Source organism: Sediminibacterium sp. C3 (assembly GCF_000508085.1).
In the GTDB taxonomy this organism is placed as follows: Bacteria; Bacteroidota; Bacteroidia; order Chitinophagales; family Chitinophagaceae; genus Sediminibacterium.
Genome location: NZ_KI669560.1, coordinates 1,876,108 through 1,892,470 on the forward strand (window position 1 = coordinate 1,876,108; position 16,363 = coordinate 1,892,470).

A 16,363-nucleotide genomic window follows, 5' to 3' on the forward strand; every position below is an offset into this window, starting at 1 on the left:
TGCTGAGAATTGCTTATTTTGAGTCTTTAAATATTTGCTATGAGGATAGTTCCATTGCTTGTGTCAGCCCTTTTAACCTGGGGGGCAATTCATTTATTCAATACCCAACTCTCAGTAGGAGGAAGTAAAACCCCCAGACTGGGTTATTTCTTATCTCCTCAACATGGGTTCTGGCAGAATGCGGAATCTACAGAAACCAATTACAATGATAATATTGTATTGAAAGATCTTCAGGGTAAAGTAGAAGTGTATATTGATGACCGTCTGGTTCCTCATATTTATGCAGATGAAGACAATGATGCCTACTATGTGCAGGGATACCTGCATGCCAAGTTCAGACTTTGGCAAATGGAATTTCAAACCCATGTGGCTGCCGGAAGATTAAGTGAAATTGTGGGTAAGGAGAGGGTTCCTACTGATCAGTTTTTCAGAAGGCTGGGAATGGTATACGGCGCAGAAAAAACAAAGGCCTTTGTAGAGAAAAACAATCCTGAAATGCAATCAGCCATTGATTCCTATGCGAAAGGGGTAAATGCCTATATTGCTCAGTTGAAGCCCGAGGAAATACCATTTGAATATAAATTATTGGATTATAAGCCTGAAGCCTGGACTTCTTTAAAAACGTACCTGTTCCAGATGTTCATGTCGTACGACTTAACAGGCAGAGGCGCTGTAACCGATTTGCAAATGAGCAATGCCAGAAATTATTTTGGCTACAAAGATTTTGATCGTTTGTTTACGGATGTGCAAGATTCGCTGGATCCAATTATTCCTAAAGGAACAGTGTATGCAAAACCTACAATTAAAGTAGTGCCACCTGCTGATGTTCAAACCGCTTATCTAGGGGATACTTCCGGAAATTCAACCGCAATGGCTCCATTTGTTCCCAATAAGAGCAACGGTAGTAATAACTGGGTAGTAGGCGGAAGTAAAACCAAATCGGGCAGACCCATTTTAGCAAATGATCCGCACCTGGGTTTAAACCTACCTTCTCTCTGGTTTGAAGTACAGATTTCCACACCCACTCACAGAACTTATGGAGCAAGCTTTCCAGGTTCTCCGGCTGTCATCATCGGATTCAATGACAGCATTGCCTGGGGTGTAACCAATGCCGGAAGGGATGTATTGGATTACTATGAAATGAAATTTAAAGATTCTACTTTAAATGAATACTGGTACAATGGTCAGTGGGTAAAAGCTGAAAAACGGACAGAGACTATCAAAGTAAAAGATAGTGCCAATGTGATAGAAAATATTGCTATGACGGTTTACGGACCAACCATGTACGATTATCATTATAAAAATAGTGGTTCTGGGGGGAAAAATTTAGCACTGAGATGGACTGCTCACGACGGAGGAAGCGGACTACTGGCGTTCTACAAGTTGAATCATGCCAAAAATTATGAGGATTACCTAGAAGCTATTTCTCATTGGAATTCAACCGGGCAGAATTTTGCTTTTGCCTCAAAAACAGGAGATATTGCTTTGAAACAACAGGCAAACTTTGTTGCCAGATGGTACAGACAGGGTGATTTTATTTTACCTGGTCAGGATAGTACCTATGCATGGCAGGGTTATATTCCCACCAATGAGAACCCAATGATTAAAAATCCGGAAAGAGGTTTTGTGAGTAGTGCCAATCAAAAGTCTACGGATCATACTTACCCTTATTACCTTGGTGCAGCTTCCAATTTTCCTGTTTACAGAGGGGTTATTATCAATAGAAAGCTGGCGGCTCTTAGTAATGCCACTGCAGCTGATATTCAAAAACTGCAAATGGACAACTATAATGTTTTTGCTGAAATGGCCAGACCAGTGATCATGAAATATGTAAATCAAGCGGCACTGACTGCTGATGAAAAGAAGTATGTGGATATCATGAACAGCTGGAACCTGGTAAGTGATGTAAATGAAAAAGGGGCTACTGTATTTAATGTTATTTGGGATAGTCTGGAAACAAGTATCTGGGGAGATGAGTTTGCAGGTGCAACTACCAATATTGGTTGGCCAGATGAAATAACCCTGTTGGAGAGTTTGAAGCGGGATAGCTTATATTCTTTTGCAGACAATATTAAAACAAAGAATAAAGTAGAAACAATTTCAGGTGCAGTAATGGACGCCATTAAAAAAGCTACTGTTGTTTTACAAAAAGCGGATAAAGAGGGTAAACTAGGATGGGCAGCTTTTAAGGATACCCGGGTGAGTCACCTGCTCAAAATAAATCCATTAAGTGCCTTGCATTTGCCTATTGGCGGAGGAAGGCATATCATTAACGCCACTACCGAAACCCATGGTCCAAGCTGGAGAATGATTGTGCATATGACTGATGAAATTGAGGCCTATGGTGTGTATCCGGGTGGTCAACACGGTAATCCGGGAAGCAAGTACTATGATACGTTTATCAATCATTGGGCTACTGGAAAATATTACCCGATTTTGTTTTTACATTTAAAGGATGCCCCAACCCATAAGCGTATCAAGTGGTTGATGACATTTACCAAAGCATAAAATTTTATTGTATGAAATTCATTGTATCTATATTGCTGACCGCTTTGCTTGCCTTTGTTGCCGGATTATTTACTCAGTTACCTTGGTGGATATTTGCCATCAGTTCTTTTGTGGTATCTGCGTTGATTACACAGTCTCCGGGTAAATCTTTCCTGAGTGGATTTCTGGGCTTATTCCTGTTATGGGTGATACTGGCGATCATCAAGGATGCTGCAAATGAGCATATTCTTTCTACGAAAGTATCTCAGATATTGCCATTAGGTGGATCCTATATCATGTTGATTTTGATTACCGGAATAATCGGCGGACTGATTAGTGGCTTTGCTGCTTTAACAGGAGCCTATTTAAAGAAAACCTCATAATCTTGTTAACGCGTTTTCAGCAACACTGGAATGAACATTTTGCCGGGTTACAAAAACCAGCGCAGCCTTTTTTACTCGCCATGAGTGGGGGAGCAGACAGTACTGTGCTGGCTGTACTGCTGAAATCGATTGGGGTAGCTTTTAACGTAGCCCATGTGAACTATCAGCTAAGGGGTGAAGAAAGCAACAGAGACGAAGCATTTGTATCATCCTTTTGTAGTAATCATGCTATCCCTTGCTGGATTAAACGGGTAGATACAATCCAATACAAGACTGATACGGGTTTATCTACTCAGGTAGCGGCCAGAAAGATTCGATATGATTGGTTTGATCAGTTGAGAAAGGAAAATGCAGCACTGGCAGGCTCCTGGGTAATTACTGCGCATCATGCCAATGATGCCATCGAAACCAGTGCTATGCATTTCTTCAGAGGGACGGGATTAGAGGGATTAAAAGGGATCGTAGCTGTTCATAGAGAGAAAAAAATCATCAGGCCATTACTGCCTTTTTTAAAAGAAGAAATTGAAGCATTTGCAATTGGTCAATCCATTGCTTTCGTAAAAGATTCTTCCAACGATACGGATGACTACACCAGAAACTATTTCAGAAATCAGTTAATTCCTTCTGTAAAAAAAGTGTTTCCAGGTGTGGAACAGAACCTGCTGGCTAATCTCACGCGATTCACTGAAGCAACTGAATTATATAAACAGGCAGTGATTGGGCACCTGAAAAAGTTATTGCATTGGAAAGGCAAGGAATGTCATGTGCCGGTAATGCTCTGGCAAAAAGCGAATCCACTCCATACTATTACCTGGGAAATCATTTCTCCATTTGAATTTACGGCAAATCAGATTCCGGAAGTGATAAAATTACTCACTGCCGCGAACAGCAGTTATATACAGTCAGCTACACATCGGATTATCAGGAATAGAAGCTGGATGATTATTGCACCTTTGGCAAGTGAAGAGGCAGTGAATATTGTGATTGATAAGCCAGGAGTGATTCATTTTTCAGAAGGGAAACTGGAGCTTAGTTTGCGCAACAAATCTGATGCATCCTTGTCTTCTGCAAATTCAGGTAGAGATGCGGAGGCCTCTATTGAACTACTGGATGCCCGTGCTGTGAAATTCCCGCTATTACTACGCAAATGGAAAACCGGAGATTACTTTTATCCGCTGGGGATGGGAAAGAAGAAAAAAATTGCTAAGTTTTTGATGGATCTTAAATTAAGTAAAACAGAAAAGGAAAAAATCTGGATTCTTGAGTCTGAGAATAAAATTATGGTTGTGTTGGGCAAAAGAATTGACCATCGCTTCAGATGTCTAGAGGGTACCACCCAACAATTGGCTATTACATTTACAGCCGGTTCCAATCCCACCTGAAAAAAATTAATAGCCCGCTATATAAAGTTTTATTGCATTGATGAAATTTTCAAATGCATTGAATTTGCTTAGAAAACTGGTGGTGATAATTAAAAATACGATACCGAAAATAGCTCCCCAGATATGTGCTGAGTGATTGATATTTCCGTGCCCTTTTTTAGCCAAATAAGCAGATAAAATAAGATACAGTGGGCCAAATACAAAGCCAGGAATATGAAAAGGAATCGGGAAGATTCCCATGCCCATTGTAGGATATAGAAATATGCCAGCAAAGATGACAGCAGAAACAGCACCCGATGCCCCCAAACTTCTGTAGTGATAATTATTCTGGTTATTAAAATAAGTAGGAAGCAAACAGACGATTAACGAAATGATATACAATATCAGGTATATTAATTTTCCCGACTCGCCGAATATTTGCACAAAAGTTCTTTCTACCAGATCTCCAAACAGGTAAAAAGAATACATATTAAACAACAAGTGCATGATGTCTGCATGGATCAATCCACTGGTAATAAACCGATACCACTGGTTTCTGTTGGTGATGGCCGGAGGATAAAAAATTAAATCGTCTAAGACTTTCTGGTTAGAAAATCCGGTAAAGGAAATGACACTGGTCAGTAATATGATGCTGAGTGTTATGGTTATCATAGTATCCTGGACATTAAATATGATGGTATTTTTCGTTTTTAATGATTGTACAGGCTCTGTACACCTGTTCTGCTAATATCAGCCTTACCAGCATATGGGGAAATACCAATGCCGATAAACTCCATACTGCCTGAGCACGCTGTGTAATAGCATGCTCTACACCGAATGCACCTCCAATTAAAAAGACCAGTTGTTTACAACTTTCATTGGCTCTTTGTTCAATAAACTTTGCCAATTGCGGAGAATTGAAGCTTTTCCCCCTTTCGTCCAGCAAAACCAGATAATCGTCTTTATCAATCACATTTAATATGAGCGCTGCTTCTGCTTTTTTTAATTCAGCTTCAGGTAAACTGGCTGCATTTTTGGGAGGGGCAATAATTTGCCACTCTGTTTTATAGTATTTATTGATTCTTTTGGTAAAATCATCAATTCCTTCGCTTACATAAGATTCATTGGGCTTGCCAACTGAAATCAGGCGTAGTTTCATAGATTGAAAGTAAGCACAATTTTGGGTAAATCCAATTGGCATAGCTTTTGTTCTTTTCCAAACTCAAAGTATATTACATACAAATTGCTTTCTAATGAGAAATTTAACTGTTAGTATCATTTGTTTATTGGTGTTTGGGGTAAGTACTGTGGCAAATGCACAACAAATTGATTCTATGATGAGTGTGTATGCAGAAGGATTCCCAAAAGAAAAAATACATGTTCATTTTGATAGACCCGTTTATAACACTGGAGATACCTTATTTTATAAAGTGTATTTGCTGGCGGGCAATGAACCCAGTGTGCTCAGCAAAAACCTCTATGTGGAATGGTACGACACAACCGGAACCCTCATAAAGCAGACTGTAGCCCCATTGTATCAGGCAACGGCCAAGGGCAGTTTTGAAGTACCAGCAAATTATGGAGGCGGATTTCTTCATGTAAAAGCTTTCACCAGATGGATGCTGAATGATGATGTAGCGTATTTGTTTCAGAAAAACATACCAATCAACGGGGGCAATGTAGTTATCGGTAGAATGCCCTCTCCAACGCGGGTAGATATTTTTCCGGAAAGTGGAACTTTAGTTGAAGGGGTAAATTCAAGAGTAGCTTTTAAAGCCATAAATCAAGCTGGATTACCTGTGAAAATTAAAGGGGTGTTGGTAGATGCACAGAAAAAAGTACTGGATAGCCTAAAAGTTCAGCATGACGGGATGGGCATATTTGTACTGAAACCATTGCCGGGTCAGCAATATCAGTTAAACTGGACGGATGAATTTGGAAGAGCAGGAACAACTCCTGTAAAAGATATCAAGAAAGAGGGGGTGGTGTTAACGGTTAGAACCAATAATGAAAAAGCCTTTTTGCAATTTGAAAGATCTGAACCCGCTTCTGCCAACTTTAAGCAAATGAATTTGCTGGTACATATGAACCAGTCACTTATGTACAAAGTGGGTCTGAAAATGTCCGAAAGAAATTTTCAAAGGGCAGAAATTCCGATTGATGAATTACCAACCGGCATTGTACAGTTTACTTTATTTACCTCAGATTGGATACCAGTAGCAGAGCGTATTGCTTTTATAAACAACCATACTCATGACTTTAATGCCAAGATAAATCCTATTGTTACAAATCTGGGCAAACGTGCTTTAAATAAGTTTGACATTTTTGTTTCAGATACTTCTATGACCAATATGTCGGTTGCAGTAATTGATGCCAATGCCAATACGAATGATCCGCATTCCATTTTTTCCAATTTTCTTCTGGCAAGTGAAATAAAGGGATATGTTCATAATCCTTCCTATTACTTTCAGAGTGACGCAGACAGCATCATGAACAGGCTGGATTTGGTAATGATGACAAATGGCTGGAGAAAGATAAACTGGGAGAAACTAAGAGAAGGAATCGGCCCACAACTAAAATATATGCCAGAGACAGAGTACATGTCGCTGAAAGGCTCCGTATTTGGTATTAAACCGGGAATGGTAAAAGACCAGCAACTGAATTTTGTAATGGCGGCTAAAGACAGTAGTAAATCCCTTCAGTTTGCGGCCATTGACGCCAATGGTAATTTTGAGCAGCCAGGTATATTTTTCTATGACACAGTAAAAGTTTATTACGGATTTAATAATAACTCTAAATTGAGTGGTGCAACCCAGGTGAAAATTGAGAACGGATTATTGAGAAAGGAAAATGGAGCCAAAGTGGGTTTAGGTAATTTACCCCCTATCTGGGGAGGGATTGATTCCATGGCCATTGTACGCATGAATTTTTTATTATCCGAACAGGAAAAACTTCGCAGATTAAAAGCAAGCACTACATTATCTGAAGTAATCGTTAAAACCAAGACCAAATCCAAGATTGAAATCATGGATGAAACCTATACTTCAGGTTTATTTTCCAGAGGGGATGGTTATAGTTTCGACTTAACAGAAGGAACCAATCTGGCAATTGATATCTTCACCTACTTACAGGGCAAAGTGGCTGGATTGCAAGTAACCGGAAACGGATCCGCTGTTAATTTAAGTTGGCGTGGAGGTATTCCGGATATCTACCTAAACGAAATCAGAAGTGATATTCCAATGGTTTCTACCATTCCAGTAGCAGATGTTGCGTATATAAAAGTTTTCAGACCTCCATTCTTTGGAACAGGTGCAGGTGGAGGAAGTGGTGCTATTGTTGTTTATACTAAGAAGGGAGGAGGCCAATCCAAAGGTGGCCAAAATGTTAAAGGTCTCGAAAGCACTTTGTTAAGCGGATATTCAGTTTTCAAAGAGTTCTACAATCCTGTATATGATAAAACTGCTGCATCATTTGAACCAGACACAAGAAATACCTTGTACTGGAATCCATATATTATAACCAATAAAAAGTCCCCAAGGTATCAGGTAGAGTTTTATAATAACGATGTATCTACAAAATTGAAAATTGTATTGGAAGGATTCAATGCTAACGGTAAAATGACTAGGGTAGAGCGAATATTAGAGTAATGATTTCCAGCGATTGTTATTATACTAAAATTGTGGGTTTATTGAAGTTGCTTTGTTCGGAAACGTATTTTTCTTAACCTGATAATCCCTAATAAAAACACGGTTATAATAACCAGGATGATAAGGGAGTATGCGCCATTGTCAATATTGTCGAGTTGGTATTTGGCATCGTCGTTCCAGAAAATAGTGAGCATTGTCTGATGTTTAATATTCTTATATAGAAATAATCCATATAAGATAGCAAAGTAACATTGGAAAAGCAAAAAAAGATAAACCAGTGAAGCAAGTGATGCTACTTCATGTTCAAAATTTTCCGGATGCTCAGCATCTTCTTTAATAACAATGTAGAGCGAATAAAAAAGATAAAAGGTTAAATGCGTCAGGCAGGCCAACCCTGAATAGATAGAATTGGGTGGATCTGATAACTCATTATAGAATACAATGATTACACTACTAGAAAGTATAAATGGGATAAGTTGAATCCAATGCTGCCTGATATTATTAGACTCCTGTTTGAAGAAATTTTTTACAAATAAGAAAAGCAAAGGTCCCAAAATCAGTAGTGAACCATTGGCAACAAAGAATGCAACCCTATTTAGTCCGGAATGTTCACCATATCTAAAATAGTATTGACTGGCAAAAAGCAATAAGCTAATTTCTATATAAATACCAATCAATGTCTTCTTGGTTTCTTCAAACTTACTTATTAAGTAAATAAGCAGAAAGCTGGCTATTCCAACAAATAAGGAAGAGATGATTATAATAATATCAATAGGGTAAAAAATCAATGGTAAAGTTCCGGACTATCCAATTGATTTATTTTCCCTAAACCTATTTGGATGTATAAAAAATTGAGCAAAATCGTCTCGATGGAGTTAATTTACTAAGGGGAATTAAAAAGCCCCGTCTTGTGGACGGGGCTTTGGTTTTAATTAAGTTGGTTTTGTTACTTCACTATCACTACCGTAGTAGGGGCGAACTTAACGCCTTTACCTTCTAAGGTTAGGAAGTGTGTACCAATTACACCGTTGTTCAGTCTTACCGGTACGGCGTTCGGACCTTTTACTACGTTCACCTGTTTGGTGAAGATAGAGCGTCCGGAAGCGTCGTTGATCTTCATGGTCAACTCACCAGCTACAGGGCTTACAAAGCTAGCAGTGAACACATTGTCGGTTACAGGGTTAGGGAATACCTGGATGGTTTTCTCTTCCTGATCGTTTGTATTCAATACTGGTTTTTCTTTGGTGAAGCTGATATTGCTGAAGGTAGAAGCAATTGGACTGTTTCTTCCTGCATTTACTTCAACAGTAAATACCAGTGTAGTAACGTCTTTTGGATCTATGTTTTTGGTAGAAGCGGCAGATTTGAACTGGCTGAAAGGAATAAAGTATTCCTGCTGACCAGAGCCTAGTCTGATATCAGTAGTGTATTGATTTTTCCACTCACTGATGCCGTTTTGTACCATGGTAACTCTTAGGTTATATCCACCGGCAGCGGTAAACTTAAGACCAGCATATCCGCTTAGGTCAGCTTCCATACCACCTGCTTTCAACAGTTTGAATAAAGAAACGAAATCAGAGCTATTGGCTTTTACTTCTACATTTCTTAGTACAGGGAATTCGTTGGCAGAGATCGTACGCTTAGCGTCGTTGGTAACGGTAAAGGCACTTACACTGGTAGTGTTTCTGTTGTAATCAATAGCCCATGTACCGTCAGACATGTAAAGCATATCTTTTACTTCACCGTTTAGTGACATAGAGATAGAGCTTTCATATTTGTCACCTACTGGAACAGTGATGGTAGAAGTACCATTCGCGTTTACAGTGAAAGGAACGTTACGTGTAACAATGCCAGTAGAAGATTCATTAGATCTGTCTTCGAACTTAAAGAATCCGGTTGTAGCAGCAGTACCGTTCTTGATTACCAGTTTCAGGTTAGCACCTTCGCGCTTACCAGACTCGATATATGTATCAGGACTAGCATTTACAATTGATTGGTTAACCGGAGCAACATCTTTTAGTTTAGCCAATACTTCTTTCACCATATCATTCACGATAGAAGGAGAAGCAGCCCAGATCTGGAAGTTGTACATCTGATCTTCGTTTACATAGCTGGTTGATAAGAACGCACTTTGTAAGTTAAAGCTGTTTCTGCCTGCTTTAGCACCCACTGTGAATGCAGTAGCATATTCAAGGTTTCCTTTGTCGTTTCTGATGGTGTAGTTGATGAAGTCGTATCCATCAATTTTCACTGATTCAACATCTAATAAAGTAGCACCTTTTAAACGGTCACAGATTGGTTTGGTGTGGTCGTATAATTCACCCAAAGTTTTGGTTGTGAAAGCAACCGCTTTGGTTTCTTTATTGGTATTAACATAGTCAACCGCAAATACTTCTTTGGCATTGGTAAAGCTTACGATATCAACAGGAGAGCTGTTGTAAGCTTTGTAACCTCTGTTAGACAGATCCGGCATGATGCTGGAAAGTTGCAGGCTGAAGATGCTGTTGGTGCTGGCAGAACGGATGGTTCCCTGAGCAGTTTCAACAACAGGCAGTTTGTTGTAATCAACTGCACCGTTCATATCATTGATGGCATTGTTGAGCACACGCTGAGCAATAGCATCACCCAGGCTCTTACTTTCAAGACCACCGCCGCCACCGCCGCTTACAAAAGAAGACTCACGACGATAAAGGATACGATAGTTTAGTTGAGTAGTACCATCTTCAGCAGTTACCAGGATTTCGATGATATTGTCACCTTCTCTGATTAGGAAAGGTGCACTTGCAACACCACTAGTAAGCGGAATATAAGCACCAGGTCCCATACCGGTATCAATTCTTGCCTGAATGGTAGCAAACTGATTTTCAACAGTTGCAGTAACAGTGAATTGATCAATGGCGGTTAGAACATAAGTATCATAATCCAGATCGTACTTATTGAATGCAGTATTCAATGGACCAGTAGAAGCTACCAGGTTACTTAAAAATGCATTATTATTCGGTACAACACTTAATTGATTGGCAACATACGAAATGGTATAGTTACTTGCATTAAAGGTTCCACCTGTTGCAGCACTTGGAACCACTGCACCTGGGTATACACCTAAATTGCCTCCTGAAGCCGCATTTGGACCATAGTCCATAGTAACGGATCCAATGGTTTCACCATTCTGTAAACCAGTAGAGGTAAAGGCAGTTACACCGGTAGCAGGTGAAGCAATTGTTTCACCATGGAATTTAGAAACCGCATTTGCCGTAATGGTTAATGGGGCAGGGGTTATATCTGCTGATAAGCCAGTTGGCTGAGTTAATGTATAGTTAGCAGCATCGCCACCAGAGATGGAATATCCCGTAACAGTTACTGATATAGTAGGGCCTACTGCTGCAGTAGCAAAAGAGGCAGCTGCAGTTCCACCAAGGGTAACCACATCACCAGATTCTACACCAACAAGAGCAGCTGTACCGCTTAAGGTAGCAGTCGTCAATCCATCATATACTTTGTTGTCAGCAGTTACACCTGAGATGGTTAGCGCTTTAGCAGTAATATTAGCAGTTAATCCCGAAGGTTGAGTTAAAGTGTAGTTAGTAGCGTCGGCACCATTGATTGTATAGCCAATCACCGTTACGGGTTTTGCAGTACCTACGGTTTTGTCTGCAAAGGAGGCAGTACCAATTACATCAATGGTTACCACATCACCCGATTCAATACCTACAAGAGCTGCTGTTCCACTTAAAGTTGCTGAAGTGGAAGCATCGTATACTTTATTGTTAGCAGTTAAACCAGAAATGGTTAAACCTTTCGGAGTAATATCAGCAGATAATCCAGTTGGTTGTGTTAAAGAGTAGTTAGCAGCGTCGGCACCAGTAATAGTAAATCCAACCACCGTAACTGGTTTTGTAAGACCTACCAATTTATCTGCAAATGAAGCGGTACCAGTTGCATCAATTGTTACTACATCGCCCGATTCAACACCACTTAAAGCAGCAGTGCCTGCAAGTGTAGCAGTAGTTAAACCATTATATGCTCTGCTATTAGCAGTTAAACCCGAAATGGTTAGTGCTTTTGCAGTAATATCCGCATTGGGAATTGTTGGTTGGCTTACACTGTATTTTGCAGCATCTGCTCCTGAAAGAGAAAAACCTGTGGCAGTAACGGTTTTACCTACTCCGACTGTTTTGGTTGCAAAGTTTGCAGTACCTGCCGAAATAGTAACAACGTCTAAACCAACTAAACCTCCAGTTAAAGTAGCTGTTCCAGTTAAAGTAGCAGTAGTTAATCCATCATAAACTTTATTATTGGCAGTTAAGCCAGTAATAGTAAGTGGTTTAACGTTTACTGTACTAGTAGGAATTGCAACTGTGTTATTTGTTGCGCCCTCCACTAAAGTGATATTGCCCCCCGTAATTGAACCAGGATTAATATTATCTGGCATTCTTACGTATATAGTGGTTGATGCTACATCTCCGGATCCGTCTGTTGGAACGTTTACCGAAGCGGCGAATCCTGAACCTGAAGATAAAGACACTTCAAAATTCGCAGGCGCAGTAACAACTACGTTGGTAGACGCAGTTAATCCTGTTGCTGTAAAAGTAAAGGATTGCTCTGTTGCGGCAGATCCATACGTTGCTGTAAACGCAGTGATGCTACCACTAGGAGTAATGGACTGCGCAACTGAGGTAAATGCAGTTAGCAGGAAGAAAAAGGGCATCAAAATTTTGAGTAAAATTTTTGATTTCATGAGCCTAGTTTTAATTAAATAATTTTTAAATGCCGTGCTTAAAATCAAAGCAGTTGGGGGATACGAATAGATTTAAGTATACGCGCATTTACCATAAAATTAGCCAATATGTTCCCTTTTTTGTAAGCAATTCCGCAATTGATATCAATTTTTGTGGTTTTCCAAAAATGGGAAAGCTAGTTTCTTTGTGAAACTGTCTTTTCAAAGCCCAACTTTCTATTATATCTACCAAGCAGTTTGTATTTTTTTGCAGAATTTTAGCATATAAATAACTAAAATTCAATATTTTATGAGAAGTTCTGTTAAAATTAGCCTTTGCTTGTGGAAGGTTCTGACGCAGAATATGCTTAAAATACCCCACAAATTGCGCCTTTTAAAATGTGGATAACTTTTTATTTATTCGTTTTTCGTCGCCTAATGTCAAAGTTTAGTCATCAATTCAGTTTTTAGCAGTAGATAGGAATTAGCCCATAGATTTGCTCCCCAAACTGACACTTCTTGAAAAAGACATTAATCATTCATCTTCTAATGCTATTAATTGGTCGTTTAGTTGCTCAGGATAGCAATTCCAATGCGCACCAAAAGGTATCCTTTTTGGACCCTATAACTGTAACCAGTTCTTCCATTGAAACAAGAGCTTCCAAAACAGGTAGGAATATAACTGTAATCACTGCTAAAGAAATTTCTCAGCTTCCTGTTAGAACTCCGGACGAATTGTTGCGTTTCCTTCCTGGTATCGATGTACAAACCAGGGGTGCGTTGGGGGCACAAAGTGATATCAGTATGCGGGGAGGAACTTTTCAGCAGGTTTTGGTTATTCTGGATGGGCTAAGATTGAATGATCCGAATACCGGACATTTCAGTGGCTATATTCCGGTTGTTTTAGATGAAATTGAAAGAGTTGAAATATTAAAAGGTGCTTCATCGGGGATTTTTGGATCTGATGCAGTGGGTGGTGTTATTTACATTACTACGAAAAGCTTTGCTAAACAGAAGGCCAATGGTAAAAGGGGGATTATACAAGTTGCTGGTGGAGACCTCGGACTTATGAGTAGCTCTGGTTTTTACAGCGTTTCCAATCCCTCCAATCATTTTCAGATTTCTGCGCTTAGAAACAGGGCTGACGGACCCAAGCAAAGAGGCATCAATGGATATATGCAGGAAGATGCATTTTCATTTGCATTCAGCAAACAAAAAAATAACTGGCTAACTTCTTTCAGATCCGCTTACAATGAAAGAGAATTTGCTGCACAAAATTTTTATACTTCTTTTGTTTCAGACACGGCAGTGGAAAAAGTAAAAATTTTCTGGAATCAGTTCAATGCGAATTACCAGAAAAACAAAGACCAGCTTTCTGTCTATGCAGGGTTTAAAAATACGGAGGACAATTACAAATTCAGTTCGGTTTCCTCTGCTAATTCCAGTTTCTCCAATCTCTTTCAAATTAATACTATTTATACAAGAACAGCAACAGAGCAGACAAAATTTTCATTGGGGGCTCAGTACATAGGAAGAAATATCCGTTCCAATGACAGAGGAAGACACACGGTAAATCAGCTGGCTGTTTATGGTATTTTGCAACATGCATTCAGCAATCAGTTTATATCAAATACTTCCTTAAGAACTGAGTATACAGATAATGCTGGCTGGATAGTTGTACCACAGGTTAATTTTTCGTATCAAGTTAATCAACTGCAACTTAGGGCAAGCCTTGGTTATGCATACAGAAATGCAGACTTTACAGAACTCTATAATAATTATAACAGAACGGGTGTAAGAAGCGGATCAATTGGTAATCCCAATTTATCAGCAGAAAAAAGTATTAACTACGAGGTGGGTTTTGATTGGGCAAACAATCAGTTGGGTAAATGGTCATTTAGTTTGTTTAGCAGAGATAGCAGGGATTTAATTGACTGGTCACTCACAGCATACGCTGATATGCCCAGAAAAGAAAATCTTGTAGTGAATGGAAATTATTTTTTAGCTAAAAATCAAAACCGGATTTCTGTTTCCGGTCTCGAACTGGATTATATGCTGGAAAAGAAATTAAACGAACAAAATTCCATAAGAGTAAAATCAGGATTGATCTGGTTGAGTACAGAAAGCAAGGAAGGACCTTTAAGTTTTTATCTTTCTTCTGCCCCTAAATTTCTTGCCAATTTTGCCGCAGGAATCAAATTGAAAAATGTGGATTTTAGTTTTACAGGATTATACAAAAGCAGGTCTGCACAAACCAATAACCCTTTATTAGTACCATTAAGCAGTAACTACTTCGTAATGAATTCAAGAATTAATATTCATTTCAATAAGGTTAAGCATATCCTGTTTTTACAGGCCGATAATGTTTTTAATAAATCTATTAATGACTTTGTTGGTACGCCATTGCCGGGAAGATGGTTACAAGGTGGTTTCCGATTTATTTTTTAACCAGCCATTTCCATCAGTGCATTTACAAAAGCATCCAATTCTTTCAATGTAGTAAAAACATTGGGAGTAATCCGGCAACCATGAACACCAGCTCCATCAATTGCTACTGTGTAAATTTTATATTTATTTAGTAGCGTATTTGCCATATCTGATGGTTTCATCCCCTTTATTCCCACATTGGCAATGGCGCAAGAACGTTCATTATCAGTAGGAGTATTAATTTGAATCTTTGGTAGATTGGCCACCTGCTTTGTCCAGTACTGCTGCAAAAATCTTAGTCTTCTTTCTTTATTGTCTGCACCAATTTTATTGTGAAAGTCAATTGCGAATTGAAGTGCCAGATAGGTATGTACCGGATTGGTTCCGAAATGATTCAAACGGTTGATTCCTGTTACAGATTCATTTTCACCCAAGAGTGGCCAAATTTTGCTCTGGTGTTTTTCCTTTATGTATAACAATCCCACACCTAAAGGAACTGCCAGCCATTTGTGTAAACTGGCTCCATAGTAATCACAATTTAAATCGGGTATCTTAAATTGAAGATGTGCAATGGCATGTGCTCCGTCTACCATTACTTCCACTCCGTATTTATGTGCCATATCGCATATTTTTCTTACAGGTAAAATTTGCCCCGTAATATTGATCATATGGCATATCATGATCAGTTTTGTCTTAGGGGTAATGGCACGCTCGTACAAGGAAACGATTTCTTCATCGGAAGCTGGAATATTTGGAATAGAAATAATAGTGTTTTTAATACCATATCTATTAGCTACTTGTTTAAACATATCAATCATGGCTCCGTAATCCTGTTCTGCAAATATGGCTTCATCGTCTTTTTGCCAGGGATATCCACTGATAATTAAATCGAGTGATTCCGTTGTATTTCTGGTTAAAACAATTTCTGAGGGATTACAACCAGTGAATGATGCTATTAGCTTGTTCTGTTCGGCTCTCTCATTAAACTGTCTTTTTCTCATGTAAAAGGACGCATGATAGTTTACTTCCTTAATGATAGAGAGATATTTTTCCAATGTAGGTTCAGGAAGTAAATTATAATACCCGTTTTCCAGATTTATATAATCGGGTTTTATTTTGTACAAGTTTCTGATGCCAGCCCAGTAGTTCTCATCTTCTGCAATCGGAAAAGATGAATCCTTTTTGGGTAAGCTTATTTCAGTTGCCATTGCATTGCTTAATTCCGGAATGGCCAATCCTGTAAGTGCAAAGCTTTTTATAAATGATCTTTTATTCATGCTATAACCTTGTTTATTAAAGTTAGGAATAATCAGGTTTCAGCATGGTTGTTTTTCTTAATTT

General features: G+C 39.0%; 10 protein-coding genes. 5 read left to right on the forward strand and 5 right to left on the reverse strand.

Annotation, left to right across the window (positions count from 1 at the left end):
- The first annotated feature begins 39 nt into the window (after positions 1–39).
- The 3 genes from F777_RS0108740 to tilS are packed head-to-tail and all read left to right on the forward strand — an operon-like array spanning position 40 to position 4,252.
- Positions 40–2,508: a penicillin acylase family protein gene (locus F777_RS0108740; RefSeq protein WP_026751708.1), complete on the forward strand. Its 2,469-nt coding sequence runs from the start codon at positions 40–42 to the stop codon at positions 2,506–2,508.
- A gap of 11 nt (positions 2,509–2,519) precedes the next feature.
- Positions 2,520–2,870 (forward strand): hypothetical protein, encoded by a 351-nt coding sequence (locus F777_RS0108745; RefSeq protein WP_026751709.1) that lies wholly within the window; start codon positions 2,520–2,522, stop codon positions 2,868–2,870.
- 2 nt (positions 2,871–2,872) lie between these two features.
- Positions 2,873–4,252, forward strand: a complete 1,380-nt coding sequence (gene tilS / locus F777_RS0108750) for a tRNA lysidine(34) synthetase TilS (RefSeq protein ID WP_051408526.1) — start codon at positions 2,873–2,875, stop codon at positions 4,250–4,252.
- Positions 4,253–4,258: 6 nt separating this feature from the next.
- On the opposite strand, the gene F777_RS0108755 is transcribed toward tilS, so the two are convergent.
- Together F777_RS0108755 and F777_RS0108760 are read right to left on the reverse strand one after the other, a co-directional pair.
- Positions 4,259–4,903, reverse strand: a complete 645-nt coding sequence (locus F777_RS0108755) for a rhomboid family intramembrane serine protease (protein WP_235785913.1) — start codon at positions 4,901–4,903, stop codon at positions 4,259–4,261.
- Between the two features lie 13 nt (positions 4,904–4,916).
- Positions 4,917–5,390: a 23S rRNA (pseudouridine(1915)-N(3))-methyltransferase RlmH gene (locus tag F777_RS0108760; protein ID WP_026751712.1), complete on the reverse strand. Its 474-nt coding sequence runs from the start codon at positions 5,388–5,390 to the stop codon at positions 4,917–4,919.
- Between the two features lie 94 nt (positions 5,391–5,484).
- Between F777_RS0108760 and F777_RS0108765 the strand changes: the two genes are divergently transcribed.
- Entirely contained in the window at positions 5,485–7,878 is a 2,394-nt protein-coding gene (locus F777_RS0108765; protein ID WP_026751713.1) for a hypothetical protein, read from the forward strand.
- 38 nt (positions 7,879–7,916) lie between these two features.
- On the opposite strand, the gene F777_RS0108770 is transcribed toward F777_RS0108765, so the two are convergent.
- Positions 7,917–8,666, reverse strand: coding sequence for a hypothetical protein (locus tag F777_RS0108770; RefSeq protein ID WP_026751714.1), 750 nt, complete (start codon positions 8,664–8,666; stop codon positions 7,917–7,919).
- A 158-nt stretch (positions 8,667–8,824) separates the two neighbouring features.
- Positions 8,825–12,616, reverse strand: a complete 3,792-nt coding sequence (locus tag F777_RS0108775) for a YDG domain-containing protein (protein ID WP_026751715.1) — start codon at positions 12,614–12,616, stop codon at positions 8,825–8,827.
- Between the two features lie 498 nt (positions 12,617–13,114).
- Here F777_RS0108775 and F777_RS0108785 point away from each other — a divergent pair, with 498 nt between their 5' ends.
- Positions 13,115–15,043, forward strand: coding sequence for a TonB-dependent receptor plug domain-containing protein (locus F777_RS0108785; protein WP_026751717.1), 1,929 nt, complete (start codon positions 13,115–13,117; stop codon positions 15,041–15,043).
- On the opposite strand, the gene F777_RS0108790 is transcribed toward F777_RS0108785, so the two are convergent.
- A complete protein-coding gene (locus F777_RS0108790; RefSeq protein WP_026751718.1) occupies positions 15,040–16,299 on the reverse strand; it encodes an aminotransferase class V-fold PLP-dependent enzyme in 1,260 nt (419 codons plus the stop codon). The two genes, F777_RS0108785 and F777_RS0108790, sit on opposite strands and share 4 nt — an antisense overlap.
- Positions 16,300–16,363 lie beyond the last annotated feature (64 nt).

Excerpts from the sequence above, each read along its gene's own strand:
- F777_RS0108740 (WP_026751708.1), top strand. The coding sequence starts at position 40 with ATGAGGATAGTTCCATTGCTTGTGTCAGCCCTTTTAACCTGGGGGGCA.
- F777_RS0108745 (WP_026751709.1), top strand. The coding sequence starts at position 2,520 with ATGAAATTCATTGTATCTATATTGCTGACCGCTTTGCTTGCCTTTGTT.
- F777_RS0108755 (WP_235785913.1), bottom strand. The coding sequence starts at position 4,903 with ATGATAACCATAACACTCAGCATCATATTACTGACCAGTGTCATTTCC.
- F777_RS0108760 (WP_026751712.1), bottom strand. The coding sequence starts at position 5,390 with ATGAAACTACGCCTGATTTCAGTTGGCAAGCCCAATGAATCTTATGTA.
- F777_RS0108765 (WP_026751713.1), top strand. The coding sequence starts at position 5,485 with ATGAGAAATTTAACTGTTAGTATCATTTGTTTATTGGTGTTTGGGGTA.
- F777_RS0108775 (WP_026751715.1), bottom strand. The coding sequence starts at position 12,616 with ATGAAATCAAAAATTTTACTCAAAATTTTGATGCCCTTTTTCTTCCTG.
- F777_RS0108790 (WP_026751718.1), bottom strand. The coding sequence starts at position 16,299 with ATGAATAAAAGATCATTTATAAAAAGCTTTGCACTTACAGGATTGGCC.